Raw genomic sequence first — 23,737 nt, 5'->3', positions numbered from 1 at the left:
AACTCTAGAGTTACTTTTATTCGGCCGGAGCAAGGAGGCGGTAGGTGCAAAGCAGGCTATTGATCAAGGAGCTGGAGGAGGCAGGCTGGACGCTGGATCGAGTCACCGGCAGTCATCACATCTTCACTCACCGTTACAACCCTTACACCATTCCCGTTCCCCACCCGAAAAAGGATTTACCGTTGGGGACGGTCAAAAGCATCAGGGGGCGTGCCGGGTTGCACCACCCGCCAGCCAGCAACAAGGGAGATCCATAATGCAATATCCGATCTGCATCGAATGGGGTGACGACAACACCGCCATCGGTATTCAGATACCTGACATTCCCGGCGCCGTCACGGCTGGGGATACCTTCGAGGACGCCTACAACGCAGCCGTTGAAATTGCTCACATCATGCTGCAGGAGATAGCGGCGGACGGGGAATCGATTCCCATGCCGACATCGGCAGCGGCCCATCGCAATAATCCGGAGTTTGCCGATATGGGCTGGGGGATGCTCGAGCTGGATATCTCGCCGTACATGGGCAAGACCGAGAAGGTCAACGTGACGTTGCCAGGTTATGTGATCCAGCGCATCGATCGTTATGTGCGTGAACACAATGTCAAAAGCCGCTCTTCGTTTCTGGCGGATGCGGCGATGGAGAAACTGGTTCGCTATTAAGCGTCATCGCTCCCTCAGGCCCATTGAGCAACCTGTGGGAGCGAGCCTGGATGCTTACGCCGTTGCCAAAGAACCACGCTGCGACGCACTCAGAAACCGTACCAGCGCCAGCAGCGGGAACGCGCTACCGACAATCACGATCCACAACCAGCCACCGTGCTCATACACCGCACTGGCCACCGACGAGCCGAAGGCGCCGCCGATGAAGATGCTGGTCATGTACAAAGCGTTCAGGCGACCGCGGCTTTTGGCATCGAGTGAGTACACCGCGCGCTGGCCGAGGACCATGTTCATCTGTACGCAGAAATCCAGTACCACGCCGGTCACGGCCAGGCCGATCACGCTGTAGGCCGGGTGGATGAAGGCGGGCAGGAAGCTCAGGCTGGCGAACAGCATGGCCAGCAGCGAAGCGATGCGGGTGTGGCCGGCGTCAGCCAGGCGTCCACTGATCGGCGCGGCGATGGCACCGATGGCGCCGACCAGGGCGAAGATCGCGATTTCGCTTTGCGACAGGCCATGGTTGCGCGCCAGTTCCAGCGGCACCGCGGTCCAGAACAGACTGAAGGTGGCGAACATGCAGCCTTGATAAAACGCCCGCTGACGCAGCACCGGTTGCTGGCGCAGCAGCGTCCACAGTGAGCCGAGCAACTGGCCGTAGGACGCGCTGTGATCCGGTTGGCGCTTGGGCACGGTCAGTGCCAGCACCACGCTGATCGCTGCCATCAACGCCGCAGCAATCATGAACATCGCGCGCCAGCCGAAATGGTCAGCCACCACACTCGACACCGGTCGCGCCAGCAGGATGCCCAGCAGCAAACCACCCATGATCCCGCCGACCACCCGGCCACGGGATTCCTCCGGCGCCAGGTGCGCAGCCAGCGGAATCAGGATCTGCACCGACACCGAGCTGAAGCCCACCAGCAACGAGATCAGCAGGAACACGTTGGGCTGACTGGTGAACGCCGCGCCGAGCAGGCTGGCAATCGCCACCACCGTAGTGATGATCATCAACCGACGGTTTTCCAGCAGGTCGCCCAGCGGCACCAGGAAGAACAGGCCCAGCGCATAACCGATCTGCGTCAGCGAGACGATGAAGCTGGCCATGGTGTCGGAGAGGCCGATGTCTGGCGCGATCAGGCCGATGATTGGCTGTGCGTAGTAGATGTTGGCGACGATGGCGCCGCAGCAGAAGGCGAACAGCAGCACCATGCCTCGGGTCATTGCGTGAGTTGTGGCGTTCATAAGGTTTCTCGATCCAGCGAAAGGGAATGCGGTGAGGCTAAGGGACGTACCGAAGCGGCGGTAGAAGCCTTCGATCGATATCAGTTATTCCGTTGCGGAATGATTGGCTTCCAACAGGGTGTCGTCCATCGGCGAACCTTGCGTCCGGCCGGGGAGGGTCGATGATACATTCACTTACATGTTCTTCGATAGCGTGCTTATGTTTACTTCTGCGCTATTACTGTTCATCAACGGAGGATTGCCATGTTGCGTCAGCTGCTGCGTCACACGACTACGATTGCCTTGCTTGGCCTGCTCAGTGCCACTGCGGTGCAGGCCGCCGATGCCCCGGGTACACGTCTCGGCGTGCGCGGCGAGATCACCGGGGTCGGCGCCGACTCGCTGAAAGTCCACGTCAACAGCGGCGAGAATGTGGTGATCCGGTTGAACCCGGACACCAGGATTCGCGCCGTCACCCTGGCCAATATCGAGGACATCAAACCCGGCAGCTACATCGGCTCGGCCGCCATGCCCCAGGAGGACGGAACCCTGAAGGCGCTCGAAGTGCATGTGTTCCCGCCGGAACTGGCCGGCAGCGGCGACGGCCATCGGCCATTCGACCTGGCCAAGGGCAGCAGCATGACCAATGGCAGTGTAGGTGATCTGGTGGTCAGCAATGGCCGCGTGCTGACGGTCAATTACAAGGGCGGGCAGCAGAAGATCCTGGTGCCGGAGGACGTGCCGATCGTCAACCTGACGCCGGGGGATCGCAGCTTGCTCAAGGTCGGGGTGAAGATTGTCAGCTTCGTGACACAGGACGCAGACGGCACGTTGACGGCGCAGTCGATTTCCGCCGGCAAGGATGGCGTCACGCCGCCGATGTAACTGGCTGACAAACAATCCCACAGGGGGGGGGACTGTGTGATTTCCAATGCCCACAAAAAAGGCGACCTGTTGAGGTCGCCTTTTTCGTTATCGCTTAAGCCTTACTGGCCGGAATAAATCTGATCAAAGATTCCGCCATCATTGAAGTGGGTCTTTTGCACCGAACGCCAGTCACCGAAGGTTTTCTCCACCGACAGGAAGTCGACTTTCGGGAAACGGTCGGTGTACTTCGCGAGCACTGCCGGGTCCCGTGGACGCAGGTAGTTGGCAGCGGCGATTTCCTGGCCTTCCGGCGACCACAGGTACTTCAGGTATTCATCGGCAGCGGCGCGGGTGCCTTTCTTGTCGACCACTTTGTCGACCACCGACACGGGTGGCTCGGCTTCGGCGGAGACACTTGGGTAGATCACTTCGAACTGGTCGCGGCCAAACTCGCGGGCGATCATCTCGGCTTCGTTCTCGAAGGTCACCAGCACGTCGCCGATCTGGTTGGTCATGAACGTGGTGGTCGCGGCGCGGCCACCGGTGTCCAGCACCGGCGCTTGTTTGAACAGTTTGCCGACGAACTCCTTGGCCTTGTTCTCGTCACCGCCGTTTTTCAGCACATAGCCCCAGGCCGAGAGGTAGGTGTAGCGGCCGTTGCCCGAAGTTTTCGGGTTCGGCACGATCACCTGCACGCCGTCCTTGAGCAGGTCCGGCCAGTCTTTCAAGGCTTTCGGGTTGCCTTTCCGGACGATGAACACAGTGGCCGAGGTGAACGGCGCGCTGTTGTTCGGCAGGCGGGTCACCCAGTTCTCCGGCACCAGTTTGCCGTTGTCGGCGAGGGCGTTGATGTCGGTCGCCATGTTCATGGTGATGACGTCCGCCGGCAGGCCATCGATCACCGAACGCGCCTGCTTGCTCGAACCGCCGAAGGACATCTGCACGGTGATGTTTTCGTTGTGTTCAGCCTGCCAGTGTTTCTGGAACGCAGTGTTGTAGTCCTTGTAGAAATCGCGCATCACGTCGTAGGAAACGTTCAGCAGAGTCGGAGCCGCCTGAGCGATGTTGCCCAGGGCCAGGCCAGCGGCGAGAAGTGAGGCGCCAAAGAGTTTTTTCACTGCGCATTCCTTGTTGTGTCGGTGATGACGGTAGGGGGTGATACCGTTTTGCCAGCGACTATAGCCGGGGCGACATAGTCGCTTAAAGATTAAAAAGCTCTGTGCTTATTCCATTTTCTTGAACAGGGCATTGCCACACCGCGAGCAGAACGAAGCTTCGTGTTCATGGCTGCTTTTCGAGCACACCGGGCAGTCGTGTTGCTGCTGGCCCCCGCGCATGGCGGTAGCCAGTTCGGCGGTGAAAATCCCGGTCGGCACGGCGATGATCGAGTAACCGGTGATCATCACCAGCGACGAAATGATCTGGCCCAACACCGTTCTGGGCACGATGTCGCCGTAACCCACGGTGGTCAGCGTCACGATAGCCCAATAAATGCCTTTGGGAATGCTGGTGAAGCCGTGTTCCGGACCTTCGACCACGTACATCAAGGTGCCGAACACTGTGACCAGCGTGCAGACGCTGAGCAGGAACACGAGGATTTTCTGCTTGCTGCCGCGCAGGGCGTCGAGCAGGTAGTGGGCCTGTTTCAGGTACGGGCCGAGCTTGAGCACCCGGAAGATCCGCAGCATGCGGATGATCCGGATAATCAGCAGGTACTGCGCGTCGCTGTAATACAGCGCGAGGATCCCGGGCACGATCGCCAGCAAGTCCACCAGCCCGTAAAAACTGAACGCGTAGCGCAGTGGTTTGGGCGAGCAATACAGACGCAGGATGTATTCGCTGAGGAAGATGACGGTGAAGCCCCATTCGATGTACGCCAGCACGTTGGCGTAGTTCTGGTGGACTTCATCGATGCTGTCGAGGATCACCACCACCAGGCTTGCCAGAATGATCAGCAGCAGGGTGCTGTCGAAACGGCGCCCGGCCACGGTGTCGGTCTGGAAAATGATCACGTACAGGCGATTGCGCCACGTGTCGTTGTTGTTCATGCAAGTCGCCCTGGCCATAAAATCAGCGCAGCCTAGGTTGATTCTCCCCATGAGCGCAAGACGGGCTTTCGACAGCGCTGTTGCCGAGCATCTGCGCGCCAGCGCGGATCAGCCAGCAGGCAAGGATAAACGGCGCGGTCAGCGTCGCCAGGCCAATGGCGGCGAACAGCGGGGTGACCAGCAGCGCAAGGACGATGCCCAGCAGCGGCAGCCACGGTTGCTGGCGTTGCGTACTGAAGGCGAGGGCGGCGAGTACTGCGTTGTAGCTGCCCAGCCCGAGTAGCGCGGTGCTGCTTTCGTGGTGCAGCAGACTCGACGCCAGGCCGATGGCCGACGCGAACAATGCCCAGCAAAAGGCGCGGCGATCAGCGATCAACAGGCCAATGGCGATCAATGCGCCGGCCAGTGGATGATCAAGGAACATCACCTGACCCAGTCCACGCAACTCAGCGGCGAGCAAATTCAGCGTGTTCATCTCGATCTGCGCTGTCGGCGCGGACGGCTCGGCGAACAGCAACAGGATCCAGCTGATTGCCACGAACGGCGAGGTATAAGCCGGTATCGATCGACTGCGGTACACGTGTTTGAGCCATTGCTGTGTGACCATCGCACTGAGGCCGCCAGCCGCCAGGATCAGCGGCGGCAACATTGGCGACCAAGGGAAATACAGGCTCAGCAACAAGCCGAGCAGCACGCCGTTGTAACTGAACAATCCGGCCTGACGATCAGCCTTGGCATAGTTACGCCGTTGTGCGGTAAGCAACCCGGCGACCGCACCGAGCAACGCACCGGCAAACAGCACCGGCGCAGTGAGCAGGATCGCCAGCAGGCACAACAGGCCGCACAGCGGATGACGCTGGAGGAATATTTGACTGAAACCGTTGAGCAAAGCCTCGGCCCAGTCGGGGCAGTGGGTGTTGAAATGATTGGCAGGCATGTTGAAAAAATCTGGGCAGTTGGAAAATCAAAAGGTCTTGCCAATAACTGTGGCGAGGGAGCTTGCTCCCGCTGGGTCGCGAAGCGGCCCCAAAATGGGTTAATGCGGTTTTTCTGTGAAAACCGTCATGCCCTAAAAGCGACGACTGCTGCGCAGCCGAGCGGGAGCAAGCTCCCTCGCCACAGGTTTTGTGTCGCTAGTCAGATCAGCGTTTCGATCCGCAGTGAGTTGGTCGATCCCGGCTGCCCGAACGGCACCCCGGCAGTGATCAGCAACGTATCGCCACGCTCGGCCATTCCTTGCGCCTGAGCGATTTCCAGCGCGGTCGAACACACTTCATCGACCTGACGCAGGCGATCGTTGACCACCGAGTGAATACCCCACGCCACGCTCAAGCGGCGCGCGGTCTGCAGGTTCGGCGTCAGGTTGAGGATCGGCGCTTTTGGCCGCTCCCGCGCCGCCCGCAGGCTTGAGCTGCCCGACTCGCTGTAGTTGACCAGCACCGCTACCGGCAGCACGTTGCTGATGCGGCGGATCGCGCAGCTGATGGCATCGGACACCGTTGCCTCGGCTTTCGGTCGGCTGACGTCGAGTTGAGTCTGATAGTCCGGACCGTTCTCCACCTGACGGATGATTTTGCTCATCATCTGCACCGCTTCCAGCGGGTATTCGCCGGACGCGGTTTCGGCCGAGAGCATCACCGCATCCGCGCCTTCAGCCACAGCGTTGGCCACGTCAGTGACTTCAGCACGGGTCGGTGCCGGGGAGAAGCGCATCGATTCGAGCATCTGCGTCGCCACCACCACCGGTTTGCCGAGCTCGCGGCAGGTAGTGATGATGTTTTTCTGGATCTGCGGCACGCTTTCGGCGGGTACTTCGACGCCGAGGTCACCGCGAGCCACCATGATCGCGTCGCTCAGTTCGGCGATTTCGCGCAGTTGTTCAACCGCTGACGGCTTCTCGATTTTCGCCATCAGGAACGCCTTGTCGCCGATCAGTTCGCGGGCCTCGAGAATGTCTTGCGGACGTTGCACGAACGACAGCGCCACCCAGTCCACACCCAGCTCCAGACCGAAGCTCAGGTCGCGGCGATCCTTGGCGGTCAGCGGGCTCAGGTCGAGCACCGCTTGCGGTACGTTGACGCCTTTGCGGTCCGACAGTTCGCCGCCATTGAGCACGGTGGTGTCGATCGCGTCGGAGTATTTGCTGACCACGCGCAGGCGCAGTTTGCCGTCATCCAGTAGCAGATCCATACCGGCTTCGAGCGCGGCAATGATCTCCGGATGCGGCAGGTTCACTCGGCGTTCATCGCCGGGTGTGGCGTCCAGATCGAGGCGGAACGCCTGACCACGATGCAGCTGCACCTTGCCGTCGGCGAACTTGCCGACGCGCAGTTTCGGCCCCTGCAAATCCATCAGGATGCCCAGCGGATAGTTGAGCTGGCGCTCGACTTCGCGGATCCACTGATAGCGCTGGGCGTGGTCGGCGTGATCGCCGTGGCTGAAGTTCAGGCGGAAGATGTTGACCCCGGCCTCGACCAGCTCACGGATGTCGTCGATGCCGTCGACAGCAGGCCCGAGGGTGGCGAGGATTTTGACCTTTTTATCAGGCGTCATGATTTAGAGTTCTCAAGGATCAGAATGGCGCGGAAGTCGTTGACGTTGGTGCGGGTCGGCTCGGTGACGATCAGCGCATCGAGCGCCTCGAAGTAGCCGTAACCGTTGTTGTTATCCAGCTCGTCGCTGGCGCTCAGGCCCAGAGCCGCGGCGCGGGCGTAGCTGTCCGGGGTCATGATCGCGCCGGCGTTGTCTTCCGAGCCGTCGATGCCGTCGGTGTCACCGGCCAGTGCATAAACGCCGGGCTGGCCCTTGAGGCTGTCGGTGAGGCTCAAGAGAAATTCGGCGTTGCGTCCGCCACGGCCATTGCCGCGCACGGTGACGGTGGTTTCGCCGCCGGAGAGAATCACGCACGGCGCCGCCAACGGCTGACCATGGTTGATGATCTGCCGAGCGATGCCGGCGTGGACCTTCGCCACTTCACGTGACTCACCTTCCAGGTCGCCAAGGATCAGCGTGCTGAAACCGGCCTGACGGCATTTCACCGCCGCGGCATCCAGCGATTGCTGCGGGCGGGCGATCAACTGGAAGTGACTGCGGGCCAGGCTCGGATCACCGGGTTTGACGGTTTCCGATTCCGGGCTTTGCAGCCAGTTGCGCACCGAGGCCGGGACTTCAATGCCGTAGCGTTTGAGGATCGCCAGCGCTTCGGCAGAAGTGCTCGGGTCGGCCACGGTCGGGCCGGAAGCGATCACCGTGGCGAGGTCGCCCGGCACATCGGAAATCGCATAGGTGTAGACAGTGGCAGGCCAGCAGGCCTTGCCGAGGCGGCCACCCTTGATCGCCGAGAGGTGCTTGCGCACGCAGTTCATCTCGCCGATGGTCGCGCCGGATTTGAGCAGGGCTTTGTTGATCGACTGCTTGTCGGCCAGGGTAATGCCTTCGGCCGGCAGGGCGAGCAGGGCAGAGCCGCCACCGGAGAGCAGGAAGATCACGCGGTCGTCTTCGCTCAGGTTGCTGACCAGTTCCAGCACGCGTTTGGCCACGGCCAGGCCGGCGGCGTCCGGTACCGGATGCGCGGCTTCGACCACTTCGATTTTTTCGCACGGAGCGCCGTGACCGTATCGGGTCACCACCAGACCGGATACTTCACCCTGCCAGCGGCGCTCGACCACCTGCGCCATGGCAGCTGCGGCTTTGCCGGCACCGATGACGATCACCCGACCGCTGCGATCAGCAGGCAGATGGGCTTCGAGGACTTGGTTCGGATGGGCCGCGTCGATGGCTGTGGCAAACAGCTCGCGCAGCAGTTGTTGCGGATCGACCGACATGGCGGGCTCCCGGAATTCTTGTTATTCGAAAGGGCAACTCGGGTCCATTGTGGGAGCGGGCTTGCTCGCGAAGGCGGTGGGTCAGTCAATCTCCATGTCGACTGAAACGCCCTCTTCGCGAGCAAGCCCGCTCCCACATGGAAAGTGAGGCAAAGGCTTTATTTTTTGTCGCGAATCGAGAAGTTGGCCATGTGTTCCAGACCCTTGATCAGCGCCGAGTGGTCCCAGTTGCTGCCACCGATGGCCGCGCAGGTGCTGAACACTTGCTGGGCGTTGGCGGTGTTCGGCAGGTTGATGTTCAGCTCCTTGGCGCCTTGCAGGGCCAGGTTCAGGTCCTTCTGGTGCAGGCTGATGCGGAAGCCCGGATCGAAGGTGCCCTTGATCATGCGCTCGCCGTGCACTTCGAGGATCTTCGACGAAGCGAAACCGCCCATCAGCGCTTCACGCACCTTGGCCGGATCAGCACCGTTTTTCGAAGCGAACAGCAGGGCTTCAGCCACGGCCTGAATGTTCAGCGCGACGATGATCTGGTTCGCCACTTTGGCGGTCTGACCGTCGCCGTTGCCACCGACCAGAGTGATGTTCTTGCCCATGGCCTGGAACAGCGGCAGTGCGCGTTCGAAGGCATCGGCGTCGCCACCGACCATGATGCTCAGGGTCGCAGCCTTGGCGCCGACTTCACCACCGGATACCGGGGCGTCGAGGTATTGCGCGCCTTTTTCGTTGATCTTCTTGGCGAAAGCCTTGGTGGCGGTCGGCGAGATCGAACTCATGTCGATCACCACTTTGCCTTTGCCGATGCCGGCAGCAACGCCGTCGGCGCGGAACAGCACGTCGTCGACCTGCGGAGTGTCCGGCACCATGACGATGATGAATTCAGCTTCCTGCGCCACTTCGCGCGGGTTGGCCAGAGCGACGGCGCCAGCGGCGACCAGATCGGCCGGAGCGGCGTCGTGATGCGCCGACAGGAACAGGCTGTGACCGGCTTTCTGCAGGTTCGAAGCCATTGGGTGGCCCATGATGCCGGTGCCGATAAATCCGATTTTAGCCATGAGAAAATCCTCTTGTTTTTGTCTTGCTCAAGCGAAATAGGGGGTGTTGCCTTGGGTGGGAGCGGGCTTGCTCGCGAATGCGGTGGAACATTCAATATCCGTGTTGACTGAACCACCGCATTCGCGAGCAAGCCCGCTCCCACAAGGGTTTTGCAGTGTTCTTAAATTGCGTTGTGGCTCTTGAGCCAGCCGAGACCGGCCTCGGTGGTGGTCAGCGGCTTGTATTCACAGCCAACCCAACCCTGGTAACCGATGCGATCCAGGTGTTCGAACAGGAAGCGGTAGTTGATTTCACCGGTGCCCGGCTCGTTGCGCCCCGGGTTGTCCGCGAGCTGCACGTGGTTGATCTCGCCCAGGTGCGATTGCAGGGTGCGGGCCAGATCGCCTTCCATGATTTGCATGTGATAGATGTCGTATTGCAGGAACAGATTGGCGCTGCCGACCTGCTCGCGAATCGACAGGGCTTGCGCCGTGTTGTTCAGGTAGAAACCCGGGATGTCGCGGGTGTTGATCGCTTCCATCACCAGTTTGATACCGGCCGCCTGCAGCTTGTCGGCCGCGTACTTGAGGTTGGCGACGAAGGTTTTCTCCACGGTCACATCATCAATGCCTTGCGGACGGATACCGGCCAGGCAGTTGACCTGGGTATTGCCCAGCACCTGCGCGTAGGCAATCGCCAGATCGACCCCGGCGCGGAATTCTTCAACCCGATCCGGCAGACACGCGATACCGCGCTCGCCCTTGGCCCAGTCACCGGCCGGCAGGTTGAACAGCACTTGGGTCAGACCGTTGGCATCGAGCCTGGCCTTGATTTCGGCAGAGCTGAAATCGTACGGGAACAGGTATTCCACACCACTGAAACCGGCTTTGGCGGCGGCGTCGAAACGGGCAAGGAAATCCTGTTCGGTGAACAGCATGGACAGGTTGGCTGCGAAACGCGGCATGGTGGTCTCCCGTAAATCTTGTGAGGTTCCCCTTGTAGGAGCGAGCCTGTGTGGCGAGGGAGCTTGCTCCCGCTGGGGCGCGCAGCGGCCCCAAAAGCTTTACGACTGCTTCGCAGCCGAGCGGGAGCAAGCTCCCTCGCCACATGGCCCGCTCTCACAGGGAGAGCGGTCAGCAGTTAATCAAGCAACGAAATCGCCGTTGGCGCGTCGTTGCCGACCAGTGCCAGGTCTTCGAATTCGTTGACGGCGTTGATCTCGGTCCCCATGGAGATGTTGGTCACACGCTCCAGGATGATCTCGACAATCACCGGTACCTTGAACTCTTCGATCATCTGTTCGGCCTTGCGCAGGGCAGGGGCGATTTCCGACGGTTCGAACACCCGCAGGGCTTTACAGCCGAGGCCTTCGGCGACTGCGATGTGGTCGACACCGTAACCGTTGAGTTCCGGCGCGTTCAGGTTATCGAAGGACAGCTGCACGCAGTAGTCCATTTCGAACCCGCGCTGGGCCTGACGGATCAGCCCCAGGTACGAGTTGTTCACCACGACGTGGATGTAAGGCAGTTTGAACTGAGCGCCGACCGCCAGCTCCTCGATCATGAACTGGAAGTCATAGTCCCCCGACAGGGCCACGACTTTCCGGCTCGGATCGGCCTTGACCACGCCCAGCGCCGCCGGAATGGTCCAGCCCAACGGGCCGGCCTGACCGCAGTTGATCCAGTGACGCGGCTTGTAGACGTGCAGGAACTGCGCGCCGGCAATCTGCGACAGACCAATGGTGCTGACGTAGCAGGTGTCCTTGCCGAACACCTGGTTCATCTCTTCGTAAACGCGCTGTGGCTTGACCGGCACGTTGTCGAAGTGCGTCTTGCGGTGCAGGCTGGCTTTGCGTTGCTGGCAATCCTGCAGCCAGGCGCTACGGTTTTTCAGCTTGCCGGCGGCTTGCCATTCACGGGCGACTTCGATGAACACGGTCAGCGCGGCAGCAGCGTCGGAGACGATGCCCAGATCCGGAGTGAACACGCGGCCGATCTGCGTGCCTTCGATGTCAACGTGAATGAACTTGCGGCCTTCGGTGTAGACGTCGACCGAACCGGTGTGACGGTTGGCCCAACGGTTACCGATGCCCAGCACCACGTCGGATTTCAGCAGCGTGGCGTTGCCGTAACGGTGCGAGGTCTGCAGACCGACCATGCCGACCATCAACGGGTGATCGTCCGGAATGGTGCCCCAGCCCATCAGGGTCGGGATCACCGGAATACCGGTCAGCTCGGCGAACTCCACCAGCAGATCGCTGGCGTCGGCGTTGATGATGCCGCCGCCGGCCACCAGCAATGGACGCTCGGCCTGATCCAGCAGGGCCAGAGCCTTCTCGACCTGAATGCGGCTCGCGGTTGGCTTGGCCAGCGGCAGCGGCTGGTAGGCGTCGATGTCGAATTCGATTTCAGCCATCTGCACGTCGAACGGCAGGTCGATCAGCACCGGGCCTGGACGGCCGGAGCGCATTTCGTAAAAGGCTTTCTGGAACGCGTAGGGCACCTGGCCCGGCTCCAGAACCGTGGTCGCCCACTTGGTGACGGGCTTGACGATGCTGGTGATGTCGACGGCCTGGAAGTCTTCCTTGTGCATACGGGCGCGGGGTGCCTGGCCGGTGATGCAGAGGATAGGGATCGAGTCGGCCGAGGCGCTGTAGAGCCCGGTGACCATGTCGGTACCGGCAGGGCCGGACGTACCGATGCACACGCCGATGTTGCCGGCCTTGGTGCGGGTGTAACCCTCGGCCATGTGTGACGCGCCTTCGACGTGGCGAGCGAGGACGTGATCGATGCCACCGACTTTCTGCAGGGCGGAGTACAGCGGGTTGATCGCAGCACCCGGAATGCCAAAAGCGGTATCAACCCCTTCACGGCGCATCACCAGAACGGCGGCTTCGATTGCTCTCATTTTGCTCATGGTTTTGTGCCTCTTTACGTTTTGTAATTGTATACAAGTGGCTTTGCGCAGAGTGTATTCACGGCGGACGGCGCAGGTCAATCCATTTTCTCAAGCGTCTGTTTCATTCGTCGGAAGCCGATTTTGCTGTGGCTTTTCGTCGCATGTGGCGCCTTTCGAGAATTATTGTATACAAAAAAATAATTCATTGTGTTCTATTTGTGGCATCGGTCTGCGGCACTTGAGCGCAGCCCCACGACTTTCCCAATAACAAAATGAGGACGGCACCATGAGCGCTTTAACCTTGAAAGTCGCAGTCAACCTGGTCAACCAGGCCATCAGCACCGGACGCGGCATCAACGCCGCGCCGCTGACCATCGCGGTACTCGATACCGGCGGCCATCTGATCACCCTGCAACGCGAAGACGGCGCCAGCCTGCTGCGCCCGAACATCGCCATCGGCAAAGCCTGGGGCGCCATCGCCCTGGGCAAGGGCTCACGCCTGCTGGCGCTGGACGCCCAACAACGCCCGGCGTTCATCGCCGCACTCAACAGCATGGGCCAGGGCAGCGTCGTCCCGGCCCCGGGCGGGGTTTTAATTCGTGATCAGGCAGGCAACGTGCTGGGCGCGATCGGGATCAGCGGCGATCTGTCGGATATTGATGAGCAGGTGGCGATCAAAGCGGTGGAGGCGCTGGATTTGAGGGCGGATGCGGGGGTGGCGGCTTGATCTGTAGCGTCTGATTAACCGCTTTCGCGAGCAGGCTCGCTCCCACATTGGATTTGTGTTTAGACACCAAATGTCTGAATACCCAAGTCCACTGTGGGAGCGAGCCTGCTCGCGAAGGCGATCTTCCGTACACATCCTGCTAAACGTCTGACGCTTGCTCGGAAATTCACTGAACTAGCCTTTTCATAATCAGGACATGAAAAGGCAAAGGAATGCTGGATCTATCTGCTTCAAATCGTTTGCGCATTGGTCGCTACTCCGAACAAAACCGCATCTACTTACTGGCTACCAATACGGCGGGAAGGCAGCCTGTTTTCAGCGACTTTGCACTGGGTCGATTGGTCGTCAGCCAATTTCGCATCGCAGAGGAGATGGGGTTTGCCAATTCGTTGGCCTGGGTCGTCATGCCAGATCATTTTCATTGGCTGATTGAATTGAAGCGTGATTCGCTCAGCGAGTTGATGCAGCGTACAAAATCCCTCAGCACCAAAGCCGTGAATCTCTCGACGGGTCGAAAGACCAGTCTTTGGCAATCTGGCTTTCATGATCGTGCATTGCGCAGAGAAGAAGATCTGGTGAAGTTGGCTCGGTATATCGTGGCCAACCCGTTGCGGGCTGGTCTAGTGGAGAGGCTTGGAGACTATCCGCTGTGGGATGCCATTTGGGTTTGAGCTGATATCGAGTTGCTGCCATTCGCGAGCAGGCTCGCTCCCACATTGGATAGGCGGCGGTTATAAATCTCCTGTGGGAGCGAGCCTGCTCGCGAAGCGCTCAACGAGGTCTATCAGTCCGGCTCACACCCCTTCAACACCAACCGAATGATCGTCTGCGCCGCCGCCTCGTAATCCGCCTCGTCCAGTTTGTCCTTGCCGGTGACCGCAGAGATCTGCCAGTCGAAGTCGGCGTAGGTCTGGGTCGCGGCCCAGATGCTGAACATCAGGTGGTTGGGGTCGATCGGGGCGATCTGGCCGCGGTCGATCCAGCTCTGGATGCAGTCGATGTTGTGCTTGGCCTGGCTGTTGAGCTGCTCGACCAGGTCGGCGCTGAGGTGCGGGGCGCCGTGCATGATTTCGCTGGCGAACACCTTGGAGGCGAAGGGCAGGTCGCGGGAGATGCGGATCTTCGAGCGGATGTAGCCACTGAGCACTTCGCTCGGCACGCCGTCCGGGTTGAACGGAGTCGAGGCCTGCAGGATCGGCACGATGATGCTTTCCAGGACCTCGCGGTAGAGGTTTTCCTTGGACTTGAAGTAGTAGTAGACGTTGGGCTTGGGCAATCCTGCCTTGGCGGCGATGTCGCTGGTTTTGGTCGCAGCGAAGCCTTTGTCGGCAAATTCCTCACTGGCGGCACGCAGGATCAGTTCTTTGTTGCGCTCGCGGATTGTGCTCATAAACCCGGTGGTTCCTTGCCTGTTCTGGCGGTTGCGCATGGTAGCACCGGCCTCGCGCAGCGCTCAAGAATGCCCCGGCAAGGGGGCGGGCGGACTTCGCTGTCTCGGGGCTGAACGAACCTGCAGATCTTTGGGTGAACTCGGGAGGCGCTGCTAGAGTTCAAGGCAGCGATCAAGCCATTGGCCAGGGATTTGCCTTGTATGGCCGGGCTTCACTTTCAATTGCCGTGTGTGATTGTCGGCCTGTTCGAGTGAAATACCGTGGAAAAACGCAGACGCAGCAAAATCGCCTGGGCCATCGTTGTGCTGGGGCTTGTATTGCTGGCAGTGGTGCTGTGGCTGTTCCTCGCGTCGAACCAGCGCAAGCCCAAGCCACCGCCGCCGGCCGAACCCGTGGCAACGGTCGCAGTCAAGTTGCAGGATGTGCCGGTGTACATCGACGCCCTCGGCACCGTCACCCCGACCCGCAGCGTGACAGTGATCACCCAAGTCGACGGAATTTTGAGCTCGGTCGAATTCCAGGAAGGCCAGCAGGTGCGCAAGGGCCAGGTGATCGCCCGCATCGATGACCGCGCACTCAAGGCGCAATTGGCGGTGGCCAAGGGTACGCTGATGCACGATCAGGCGTTGCTTGCCAACGCCGTGCGCGATCTGGCGCGCTATCGCGAGCTGATCAAGGTCGGTTCCACCACCCAGCAAACCCTCGATACCCAGGCCTCCCTGGTGCAGCAACTGCAAGGTACGGTCGCTTCCGATCAGGGCAGCGTGCAGAACCTCGAAGTGCAATTGAGTTATTGCACCATCACCTCGCCGGTGGATGGCGTGGTCGGCCTGCGCCAGGTCGATCCCGGCAACTACGTGACCACCACCAGCACCACCGGGATTGCGGTCATCACCCAGATGACCCCGGCCACGGTGGTGTTCGCCGTGCCCGAAGATGATCTGGGCGCAATCAATCAGGCCATGGCCAAGGGGCCGGTGACGGTGCTGGCCTACGACCGCAACAAGCACAATCTGCTGGCCACTGGCAGTCTGCTGGCGCTGGACAACCAGGTCGATACCAGCACCGGCACGATCAAGGTCAAGGCGCAGTTTGATGATGCGGGCAAGGCGCTGTTTCCCAATCAGTTCGTCAACGCGCGACTCAAGGCCGATACGCTGACCCAGATCAGCGTGGTGCCGACCCGGGCGATCCAGCACGGCAGCAAGGGCGATTTCGTGTTCGTCGTGGTCGATCCGGGCAACAAGGTCAGCCTGCGCAACATCAAGACCGGCCCGGCGACGGGGGACGTCTCGGCAGTGCTCGACAACGGCGTGAAGGCCGGTGAGCAGGTGGTCACCGAGGGCGCCGACAAACTCGACGATGGCTCTGCGGTGAAAGTCGTCGCGCAGTGAGGAGGCGCCCAACATGAACGTCTCGCGCCCCTTCATCGAACGCCCGGTCGCTACCACGCTGTTGATGGTGGCGGTGCTGTTGCTGGGCATGCTCGGTTATCACTTGCTGTCGGTGTCGGCGTTGCCCGAGGTCGATTACCCGACTATCCAGGTCTTCACTCAATACCCCGGCGCGAGTCCCGAGGTGATCAGCTCGTCGATCACCGCGCCGCTGGAGCGTCAGCTCGGCGAGATGCCGGGCCTCAAATCGATGAACTCCACCAGCTCCGACGGCGCCTCGGTGGTGACCCTGCAATTCGATCTGTCGTTGTCGCTGGATGTCGCCGAGCAGGAAGTGCAGGCCGCGATCAACGCCGCCGGCACGTTCCTGCCGGCCAACCTGCCGTACCCGCCGGTGTACAGCAAGGTCAATCCGGCCGACGCGCCGGTGCTGACCCTGTCGCTGAGCTCCGACGTGCTGCCGCTGACCAAGGTTGAAGACCTCGCCGACACGCGGCTGGCGCAGAAAATTTCGCAGATCACCGGCGTCGGCCTGGTCACCATCAGCGGCGGTCAGCGCCCGGCGGTGCGGGTCGAGGCCAACACCTCGGCGCTGAACAATCTCGGTCTGTCCCTCGACGACCTGCGCACCTCGCTGGGCACGGCCAACGTCAATCAGGCCAAGGGCAATATCGACGGCAAATATCAGGCGTATTCGATCGGCACCAACGACCAGTTGCAGTCGGCCGAGGAGTATCGCGACCTGGTGATCGCCTACAAGAACGGCGCGCCGGTCCGTCTGTCGCAGATCGCCAGTTCGACCCAGGGCCCGGAGAATCCACGCCAGGCCGCGTGGACCAATAGCACGCCGTCGATTGTCCTGAATATCCAGCGCCAGCCCGGCGCCAACGTGATCGACGTGGTCGACCGTCTGCAGCAACTGTTGCCCAAGTTGCGCGCCAGTCTGCCGGCGACGCTCAAGGTCAACGTGCTCACCGATCGCACGCAAACCATTCGTGCCTCGGTCACCGACGTGCAGTACGAACTCGGTGTGGCGGTGCTGCTGGTGGTGATCGTGATTTTCCTGTTCCTGCGCAATCTCCCGGCGACGATCATTCCGGCGGTAACCGTGCCGCTGACCCTGGTCGGTACGCTTGCAGTGGCCTATGGGCTGGGCTTTTCGCTGAATAACCTGACGTTGATGGCGCTGACCATCGCCATCGGTTTTGTGGTCGATGACGCCATCGTCATGATCGAAAACATCACCCGCTACATCGAGGCCGGCGACTCGCCGATGGAGGCTGCGCTCAAGGGCTCGGAGCAGATCGGCTTCACGATCATTTCGCTGTCGGTGGCGCTGATCGCGGTGATGATTCCGCTGCTGTTCATGGGCGATGTGGTCGGGCGATTGTTCCGTGAATTTGCCATGACCGTAGCGGTGACCATCGTCATCTCGGCGCTGATCACCCTGACCCTGACGCCAATGATGTGCTCGCGCATGCTCAAGCACAGGCACGAGGAGCGCCGGGTCGATTTCTTCGACCGGATCAACGGCTATTACGTCAAGGGCCTGGACTGGGTGTTGCTGCACCGCGGGCTGACGCTGATTTCCATTGTGTTCACCGGGGCACTGACCCTGCTGATCATCGTGGTGATGCCCAAGGGCTTTTTCCCCGAGCAGGACACCGGGCTGATCCAGGGTATTTCCCAGGCCTCGCCGACAATTTCCTTCCAGCAGATGCAGATCGAACAGCAACGGCTGGCCGCACGAATTCTGAAAGATCCAGCGGTGGCCAGCCTGTCGTCGTTCGTCGGTATCGACCAGACCAACCCGACGATCAATCAGGGCAACCTGCTGATCAACCTCAAGCCCCACGGCGACCGCGACAGCAGCGCGGCAGTGATTCGCCGGCTCTCGGACGCCAACGCCGACGACGCCGGGATTCGCCTGTACCTGCACAGCGTGCAGGACCTGACGCTGGACGCCACGGTCTCGACCACCAGCTACCGCCTCGGCCTGCAGGCCACCGACCCGGATGAGCTGGAGCAGTGGACCAACACATTGCTGGCGGCGATCAAGCAGGACCCGATGTTCACCGATGTGCAGAGTCAGGCGATGCAGTTCGGCAATCAGATCCAGCTCAACTTCGACCGCGCCACCGCTTCACGTCTGGGTATCACCCCGCAGGCCATCGACGATGTGCTGTACGACGCCTTCGGCCAGCGTCAGGTGTCGACCATCTACACCCAGCTCAACCAGTATCACGTGGTGATTGCCACTGATCATCCGCCGCACAATCTGGCCGATTTGCTGACCGGGCTCTACGTCGATATTCCCGGCGGCGGGGTGGCGCCGCTGTCCAGCATGGCGACCATGCAGGTGATTCGCGCGCCGGTGACCATCAACCGCCTCGGGCAATTTCCCTATGCCGACGTGTCGTTCAACCTCGCCCCCGGCCAGACCCTTGGTGCTGCGGTGACCCGGCTCAACGAGATCGAAGCCAAGGCCGGCCTGCCGCTGTCGGTGCAGGCCAATCTGGAGGGGGCGGCGGCGACGTTCGAGGCGTCACTGTCGAATCAGGTGTTTCTGGTGCTGGCGGCGATCATCGTCGTGTACCTGATGCTGGGCATTCTCTACGAGAGCTTCGTGCACCCGGTGACGATTCTTTCGACCTTGCTCTCGGCAGCGCTGGGCGCGCTGCTGGCGTTGCTGGTCACCGGCACGCAGTTCGACATCATCGGCCTGATCGGCATCGTGCTGTTGATCGGGATCGTGATGAAGAACGGCATCATGATGGTCGACTTCGCGCTGGAGCTTGAGCGCGAGGGCGGACTCGATGCGGTGGCGGCGATTCGTCAGGCGGCCGAGCTGCGTTTTCGGCCGATCCTGATGACCAGCATGGCCTCGCTGTTTGGCGCGGTGCCGCTGGCGCTGGGTACGGGGATCGGTTCGGAGCTGCGACATCCGCTGGGCATCGCGATCATCGGCGGGCTGCTGCTCAGTCAGTTGTTGACGCTGTTTTCGACCCCGGTGATTTTCCTCGCCATGCACAGTCTGGAGCAGCGTTTCACTCGGCGCCGGCCAGCGCTGGTCGAGGCCTATCGCGATGAACCTTAGCGCGCCGTTCATCCGGCGCCCGATCGCCACCACGTTGCTGGCGGTGGGGCTGGCGCTGTTCGGCGTGTTGGCGTTCAACCTGCTGCCAGTGGCGCCGCTGCCGGAAGTGGATTTCCCCACCATCAGCGTGCGCGCTTCGTTGCCCGGCGCTGATCCGAGCACTGTCGCATCGTCGGTGGCGACGCCGCTGGAGCGCCAGTTCGGGCAGATCGCCGGGGTCACTGAAATGACCTCGTCGAGTTCGCTGGGGGCGACGCGCATCACCCTGCAGTTCGACCTCAACCGCGACATCGACGGCGCCGCCCGGGACGTGCAGGCGGCGATCAACGCGGCGCGCAGCAATCTGCCGAGCGACCTGTCCGGCAACCCGACCTACCGCAAGGTCAACCCGGCCGACTCGCCGATCCTGATCCTCAGCCTGACCTCCGACACCGCGACACGCGGACAGATGTATGACGTGGCCTCGACCCTGCTTGAGCAACGCCTGTTGCAAACCACCGGGGTCGGCGACGTAACGGTGGGCGGCGCGGCGCTGCCGGCGGTACGCATCGAGCTCAACCCGGATCGGCTCAACCGCTATGGCGTCAGCCTCGAACAGGTGCGCCAGGTGATTCAGGCGTCCAACGTCAATCTGCCCAAGGGTACGGTGGCACTCGGCGCTCAATCCTATGGCCTCAAGGCCAACGACATGCTCTATCAGGGCGCCGATTACGGGCCGTTGGTGGTGAAGAAAAACAATGGCGATCTGGTGCGCATTTCCGATCTGGGCGACGTCACCGAAGACGTCGAAGACCTGCGCAACTTCGGCCTGTCCAACGGCAAACCAGCGGTGCTGCTGGTGGTGTTCAAGCAGCCCGGGGCCAACGTCATCGACACCGTGGATGCGGTGAAGGCCGACCTGCCGTTTCTGCAAAGCTCGATCCCCTCGGCGATCAAGATCAACATCCTGATGGATCGCACCACCACCATTCGTGCGTCGTTGCACGATGTGGAAATGACCCTGCTGATTTCCATCGCACTGGTGACGCTGGTGACGTTCGCGTTCTTCCGCGATTGGCGCAGCACGCTGATCCCGGCCATCGTCGTGCCGTTGTCGCTGCTCGGCACGTTTGGTGCGATGTACTTTCTCGGCTATAGCCTGAACAACCTGTCGTTGATGGCACTGACCATTTCCACCGGGTTTGTGGTGGACGATGCGATCGTGGTGGTCGAGAACATCATGCGCCATCTGGAGAAGGGCGAAAGCCGTGTGCAGGCGGCGTTGGCCGGGGCACGCGAGGTCGGCTTCACGGTGATGACCATCAGTGTGTCGCTGGTGGCGGTGTTCATTCCGTTGCTGCTGATGGGTGGCATAGTCGGGCGACTGTTTCGCGAGTTTTCGATTTCGCTGTCGGTGGCCATCGTGATTTCGATGCTGGTATCACTGACCGTGACGCCGATGCTCGCCAGCGTGCTGCTGCGTACCAATGAGCAGGCTGGGGACGGCGAAGATCACCCGGATTCGCGCTTTCACCGCTTCTATGACCGCACCCTGGGCTGGGTGGTGGAGCATTCGTTCCTGATGGGGTTGCTGACGTTGCTGGTGATCGTGCTGGCGTGCGTCCTGTACGTGATGGTGCCCAAGGGCTTTTTCCCGCAGGAAGACACCGGGCGCATGTCCGGCAGCATCATCGCGGCGCAGAGCATTTCCTTCGGGGCGATCCAGTCGAACTTCAGCGAGATCAACCAGAAGGTGCTGAGCAATCCGAACGTGGCCACCGTCGGTGGTTTTGTCGGCGGTGGCGGCGGGATCGGCGGCGCGGTGAACAGTGCGCAGTTGTTCATAACCCTCAAATCACTGGCCGATCGCAAGGACAGCGCCGATCAGGTCATCGGGCAGATTCGCCGCACCCTGGGCGACATGCCCGGCACGCGCCTGTACCTGCAATCAGCGCAGGACATCACCGTTGGCGGGCGGCAGAGCGGGGCGCAGTATCAGTACACGATGACCGCCGATGACCAGAGCACCCTCGATGAATGGGTGCCCAAAGTCGTGGCGGCGCTGCACACCTTGCCGCAACTGACCGACATCAACACCGATCAGCAGGACAACAGCCTGATGGCCAGCGTCACCGTCAATCGTGATGCGGCGGCGCGACTGGGCGTGAGCATGTCGGCCATCGACCAGACGCTGTACGACGCGTTCGGCCAGCGTCAGGTCTCGACCATCTACCGTTCCGCCAACCAATACCACGTAGTGATGGAAGTTGCGCCGCCGTACTGGGCTGACCCGGCCACCCTGAAAAATGTCTACGTGCCGGTGGGCACGGCGGCCGTCACCACCAAGGGCGCTGCGGCGGCGCCCAACCTCAGCGCCACCGCCTCGCAACCGTTGGTGCCGCTGTCGGCTGTTGCTGATTATTCGGTGGGGCGCACAGCGATTTCGATCAGTCATCAGGGCACCTTTCCAGCGGTGACCGCTTCGTTCAACCTCGCGCCAGGCGTATCCATCGGTCAGGCGACGGCGTTAGTTGAAAACGCCGTGAAGCAATTGCGCATGCCGGCCAGCGTGGTCGGCCAGTTCGCCGGCACCGCGCAGGTGTTCCAGTCTTCGGTGGCCAGTGAACCGCTGCTGATCGTCGCGGCGCTGCTGTCGGTGTATGTCGTGCTGGGGATGCTTTACGAGAGTCTGGTGCATCCGCTGACGATTCTTTCGACCTTGCCCTCGGCCGGGGTCGGCGCCTTGATCGCGTTGCTGCTGACGGGGACTGAGCTGTCGATCATCGCGCTGGTGGGGGTGATTCTGTTGATCGGGATCGTGAAGAAGAACGCGATCATGATGATCGACTTCGCCATCACCGAGCGCCGCGAATTCGGCCTGAGCGCGAAAGAAGCGATTCGCCGCGCCTGTCTGATCCGTTTCCGGCCGATCATGATGACCACGCTGGCGGCAATTCTTGGCGCACTGCCGCTGGTGCTCGGCACCGGCTATGGCTCGGAGTTGCGCCGACCTTTGGGGATTTCGATCATTGGCGGCTTGCTGTTCAGCCAGTTGCTGACGCTGTACACCACGCCGGTGATCTACCTTTGGCTGGATCGGGCGTCGCAGCGCCTGCGCAGGAGTACGCCATGAAACACAAATCCTTTGTAGGAGTGTTGTGTCTGTTGTTGAGTGGCTGCATGGTCGGTCCGGATTATCAGAAACCGGCCATGGAACTGCCGACCTCCTTCAAGGAAGGCACCCAATGGCAGCGCGCCCAGGCCAATCCGCAGGGGGCGCTGAACAGCCAGTGGTGGCGGATTTATCAGGATCCGATACTCAACGATCTGGTCGAACGCTCGGCCAGGGCCAACCCGTCGATCATTGGCGCCGAAGCGGCGTATCGGCTGGCGCAGGCACAAGTGGCGTCGAGCCGCGCCGGGTTGTGGCCGACGGTGGGCGTGGGCTTGTCCGGCGCGCGCGGGGTCGGTGGCGGGGCCAGCGGCAGCACCACCAGCGGCTTGACCGGCACCAGCAGCAGTGGCGGCACCGTCGAGCAATCCGTCAGCGCGACCTTGAGCGCCAGTTGGGAGCCGGATCTGTGGGGCCAGGTGCGGCGCGGCATCGAATCGAGCCAGGCCTCGCTGCAATCGTCCGATGCCTTGCTGGCCGGGGTGCGGCTGTCGATTGGAGCGAGCGTAGCGACCAATTATCTGGGGCTGCGGCAACTGGATATCGACATCGATCTGTTGCAGCAACAGCAGACCATCAACCAGCAACTGCTGACGATGATCCAGGCGCAAACCGTGCAGGGTACGGCGACCAACGATCAATTGCTGGTGGCGCAGGATCAATTGAGCACGGTGATTGCCGCGCTGCAAACCGCGCAGCGTTCACGCGAGCAGGCCGAGCATGCATTGGCGGTGCTGGTGGGCGTGGCGCCGGCGCAGTTCAATCTGCCCAAGGCTGCCGACTATCAGTTCACCACGCCGATGCCGCCGCCGGTGCTGCCGTCGAATCTGCTGTTGCGGCGTCCCGATGTGGTCTCGGCCGAACGCCTGGCAGCAGCGGCCAACGCGCGAATCGGCGTCGCCGAAGCGGCGTTTTTCCCGACCCTTAGCCTGACCGCCGAAGGCGGTTTTCGCGGCACGGCGCTGGGCGGTCTGTTCTCGGTGCCGAACCGCATCTGGACCCTCGGCCCGGCGCTGGCCGAAACGATTTTCGACGGCGGCGCCCGCGAAGCCGCCAAGCAGGAAGCCGAAGCCACCTACGATCAGGACGTGGCGAATTATCGCGGCACGGTGCTCGGTGCGTTGCAGAACGTCGAGGACAACCTGTCGGCGATCAATCACCTGCACACCCAGGCGCAGGCCTACGAGCAGATGTTTCAGCGCAATCAGCAATTGTTCGGCAGCCAGCAGGCGCAGCAGCGCGCGGGCACGGTCAGCCAGCAAGCGGTATTGACTCAGCAATTGGTGCTGTTGCAGGCCGAGCAGAACCTGCGCGACACGCAAGGTTTGCTCAGTCAGGGCAGTGTCGCGCTGTTCCAGAGCCTGGGGGGTGGCTGGCAGGTGCCTTAGCGTCTCGCTCCAGTGAGTGCGGCGCGGTATGCTGCGCG

General features: G+C 61.5%; 19 protein-coding genes. 9 read left to right on the top strand and 10 right to left on the bottom strand.

Translation table 11 applies throughout. From position 1 onward, the window contains the following. The first annotated feature begins 44 nt into the window (after positions 1-44). Together LCH64_RS12700 and LCH64_RS12695 are read left to right on the top strand one after the other, a co-directional pair. Positions 45-257, top strand: a complete 213-nt coding sequence (locus tag LCH64_RS12700) for a type II toxin-antitoxin system HicA family toxin (protein ID WP_226500428.1) — start codon at positions 45-47, stop codon at positions 255-257. Continuing rightward, entirely contained in the window at positions 257-661 is a 405-nt protein-coding gene (locus LCH64_RS12695) for a type II toxin-antitoxin system HicB family antitoxin (protein WP_003222952.1), read from the top strand. The genes LCH64_RS12700 and LCH64_RS12695 overlap by 1 nt, the downstream gene beginning before the upstream one ends. 54 nt (positions 662-715) lie before the next feature. On the opposite strand, the gene LCH64_RS12690 is transcribed toward LCH64_RS12695, so the two are convergent. Then, complete coding sequence (locus LCH64_RS12690; protein WP_226500427.1) at positions 716-1,903, bottom strand: MFS transporter; 1,188 nt, start codon at positions 1,901-1,903, stop codon at positions 716-718. Between the two features lie 243 nt (positions 1,904-2,146). On the opposite strand from LCH64_RS12690, the gene LCH64_RS12685 reads away from it, so the two are divergent. Further along, positions 2,147-2,767, top strand: a complete 621-nt coding sequence (locus LCH64_RS12685; protein WP_003222954.1) for a DUF5666 domain-containing protein — start codon at positions 2,147-2,149, stop codon at positions 2,765-2,767. Between the two features lie 101 nt (positions 2,768-2,868). Here LCH64_RS12685 and LCH64_RS12680 read toward each other — a convergent pair whose 3' ends face one another. From LCH64_RS12680 to gcl, 8 genes are all read right to left on the bottom strand, one after another. Continuing rightward, positions 2,869-3,867, bottom strand: coding sequence for a sulfate ABC transporter substrate-binding protein (locus LCH64_RS12680; protein WP_003222955.1), 999 nt, complete (start codon positions 3,865-3,867; stop codon positions 2,869-2,871). A gap of 105 nt (positions 3,868-3,972) precedes the next feature. Continuing rightward, a complete protein-coding gene (locus LCH64_RS12675; protein ID WP_003222956.1) occupies positions 3,973-4,797 on the bottom strand; it encodes an ion transporter in 825 nt (274 codons plus the stop codon). Between the two features lie 22 nt (positions 4,798-4,819). Then, positions 4,820-5,734, bottom strand: a complete 915-nt coding sequence (locus tag LCH64_RS12670) for an urea transporter (RefSeq protein WP_226500426.1) — start codon at positions 5,732-5,734, stop codon at positions 4,820-4,822. Positions 5,735-5,934: 200 nt separating this feature from the next. After that, complete coding sequence (pyk, locus tag LCH64_RS12665) at positions 5,935-7,350, bottom strand: pyruvate kinase (protein ID WP_003222958.1); 1,416 nt, start codon at positions 7,348-7,350, stop codon at positions 5,935-5,937. Beyond that, positions 7,347-8,621 (bottom strand): glycerate kinase, encoded by a 1,275-nt coding sequence (locus LCH64_RS12660; protein WP_226500425.1) that lies wholly within the window; start codon positions 8,619-8,621, stop codon positions 7,347-7,349. The genes pyk and LCH64_RS12660 overlap by 4 nt, the downstream gene beginning before the upstream one ends. Positions 8,622-8,779: 158 nt before the next feature. After that, a complete protein-coding gene (locus LCH64_RS12655) occupies positions 8,780-9,673 on the bottom strand; it encodes a 2-hydroxy-3-oxopropionate reductase (protein WP_003222962.1) in 894 nt (297 codons plus the stop codon). Positions 9,674-9,834: 161 nt separating this feature from the next. Beyond that, the gene (gene hyi / locus LCH64_RS12650) at positions 9,835-10,617 is read right to left on the bottom strand and encodes a hydroxypyruvate isomerase (protein WP_003222964.1); all 783 of its coding nucleotides are present in this window, start codon (positions 10,615-10,617) and stop codon (positions 9,835-9,837) included. Between the two features lie 176 nt (positions 10,618-10,793). Further along, complete coding sequence (gene gcl / locus LCH64_RS12645; RefSeq protein ID WP_103486058.1) at positions 10,794-12,569, bottom strand: glyoxylate carboligase; 1,776 nt, start codon at positions 12,567-12,569, stop codon at positions 10,794-10,796. 268 nt (positions 12,570-12,837) lie between these two features. Between gcl and LCH64_RS12640 the strand changes: the two genes are divergently transcribed. Both LCH64_RS12640 and LCH64_RS12635 read left to right on the top strand, forming a co-directional pair. Next, positions 12,838-13,278 (top strand): heme-binding protein, encoded by a 441-nt coding sequence (locus LCH64_RS12640; RefSeq protein ID WP_003222968.1) that lies wholly within the window; start codon positions 12,838-12,840, stop codon positions 13,276-13,278. 212 nt (positions 13,279-13,490) lie between these two features. Beyond that, the gene (locus tag LCH64_RS12635; RefSeq protein ID WP_226500424.1) at positions 13,491-13,949 is read left to right on the top strand and encodes a transposase; all 459 of its coding nucleotides are present in this window, start codon (positions 13,491-13,493) and stop codon (positions 13,947-13,949) included. A 113-nt stretch (positions 13,950-14,062) separates the two neighbouring features. Here the strand turns inward: LCH64_RS12635 and LCH64_RS12630 are convergent, their stop codons facing one another. Beyond that, positions 14,063-14,668 (bottom strand): TetR/AcrR family transcriptional regulator, encoded by a 606-nt coding sequence (locus LCH64_RS12630; protein WP_007969638.1) that lies wholly within the window; start codon positions 14,666-14,668, stop codon positions 14,063-14,065. Between the two features lie 261 nt (positions 14,669-14,929). Between LCH64_RS12630 and LCH64_RS12625 the strand changes: the two genes are divergently transcribed. The 4 genes from LCH64_RS12625 to LCH64_RS12610 are packed head-to-tail and all read left to right on the top strand — an operon-like array spanning position 14,930 to position 23,699. Beyond that, positions 14,930-16,063, top strand: a complete 1,134-nt coding sequence (locus LCH64_RS12625; protein ID WP_003222969.1) for an efflux RND transporter periplasmic adaptor subunit — start codon at positions 14,930-14,932, stop codon at positions 16,061-16,063. 13 nt (positions 16,064-16,076) lie between these two features. Continuing rightward, entirely contained in the window at positions 16,077-19,160 is a 3,084-nt protein-coding gene (locus LCH64_RS12620; RefSeq protein WP_226500423.1) for an efflux RND transporter permease subunit, read from the top strand. Then, a complete protein-coding gene (locus LCH64_RS12615) occupies positions 19,150-22,272 on the top strand; it encodes an efflux RND transporter permease subunit (RefSeq protein ID WP_226500422.1) in 3,123 nt (1,040 codons plus the stop codon). Before LCH64_RS12620 ends, LCH64_RS12615 begins: the two co-directional genes overlap by 11 nt. Then, positions 22,269-23,699 (top strand): efflux transporter outer membrane subunit, encoded by a 1,431-nt coding sequence (locus LCH64_RS12610; protein ID WP_226500421.1) that lies wholly within the window; start codon positions 22,269-22,271, stop codon positions 23,697-23,699. Before LCH64_RS12615 ends, LCH64_RS12610 begins: the two co-directional genes overlap by 4 nt. Positions 23,700-23,737 lie beyond the last annotated feature (38 nt).

The sequence above is a fragment of the Pseudomonas sp. MWU16-30322 genome (assembly GCF_020515535.1).
Classification (GTDB): Bacteria; Pseudomonadota; Gammaproteobacteria; order Pseudomonadales; family Pseudomonadaceae; genus Aquipseudomonas; species Aquipseudomonas fluorescens_H.
This window is presented reverse-complemented; position numbering and strand designations above follow the sequence as displayed.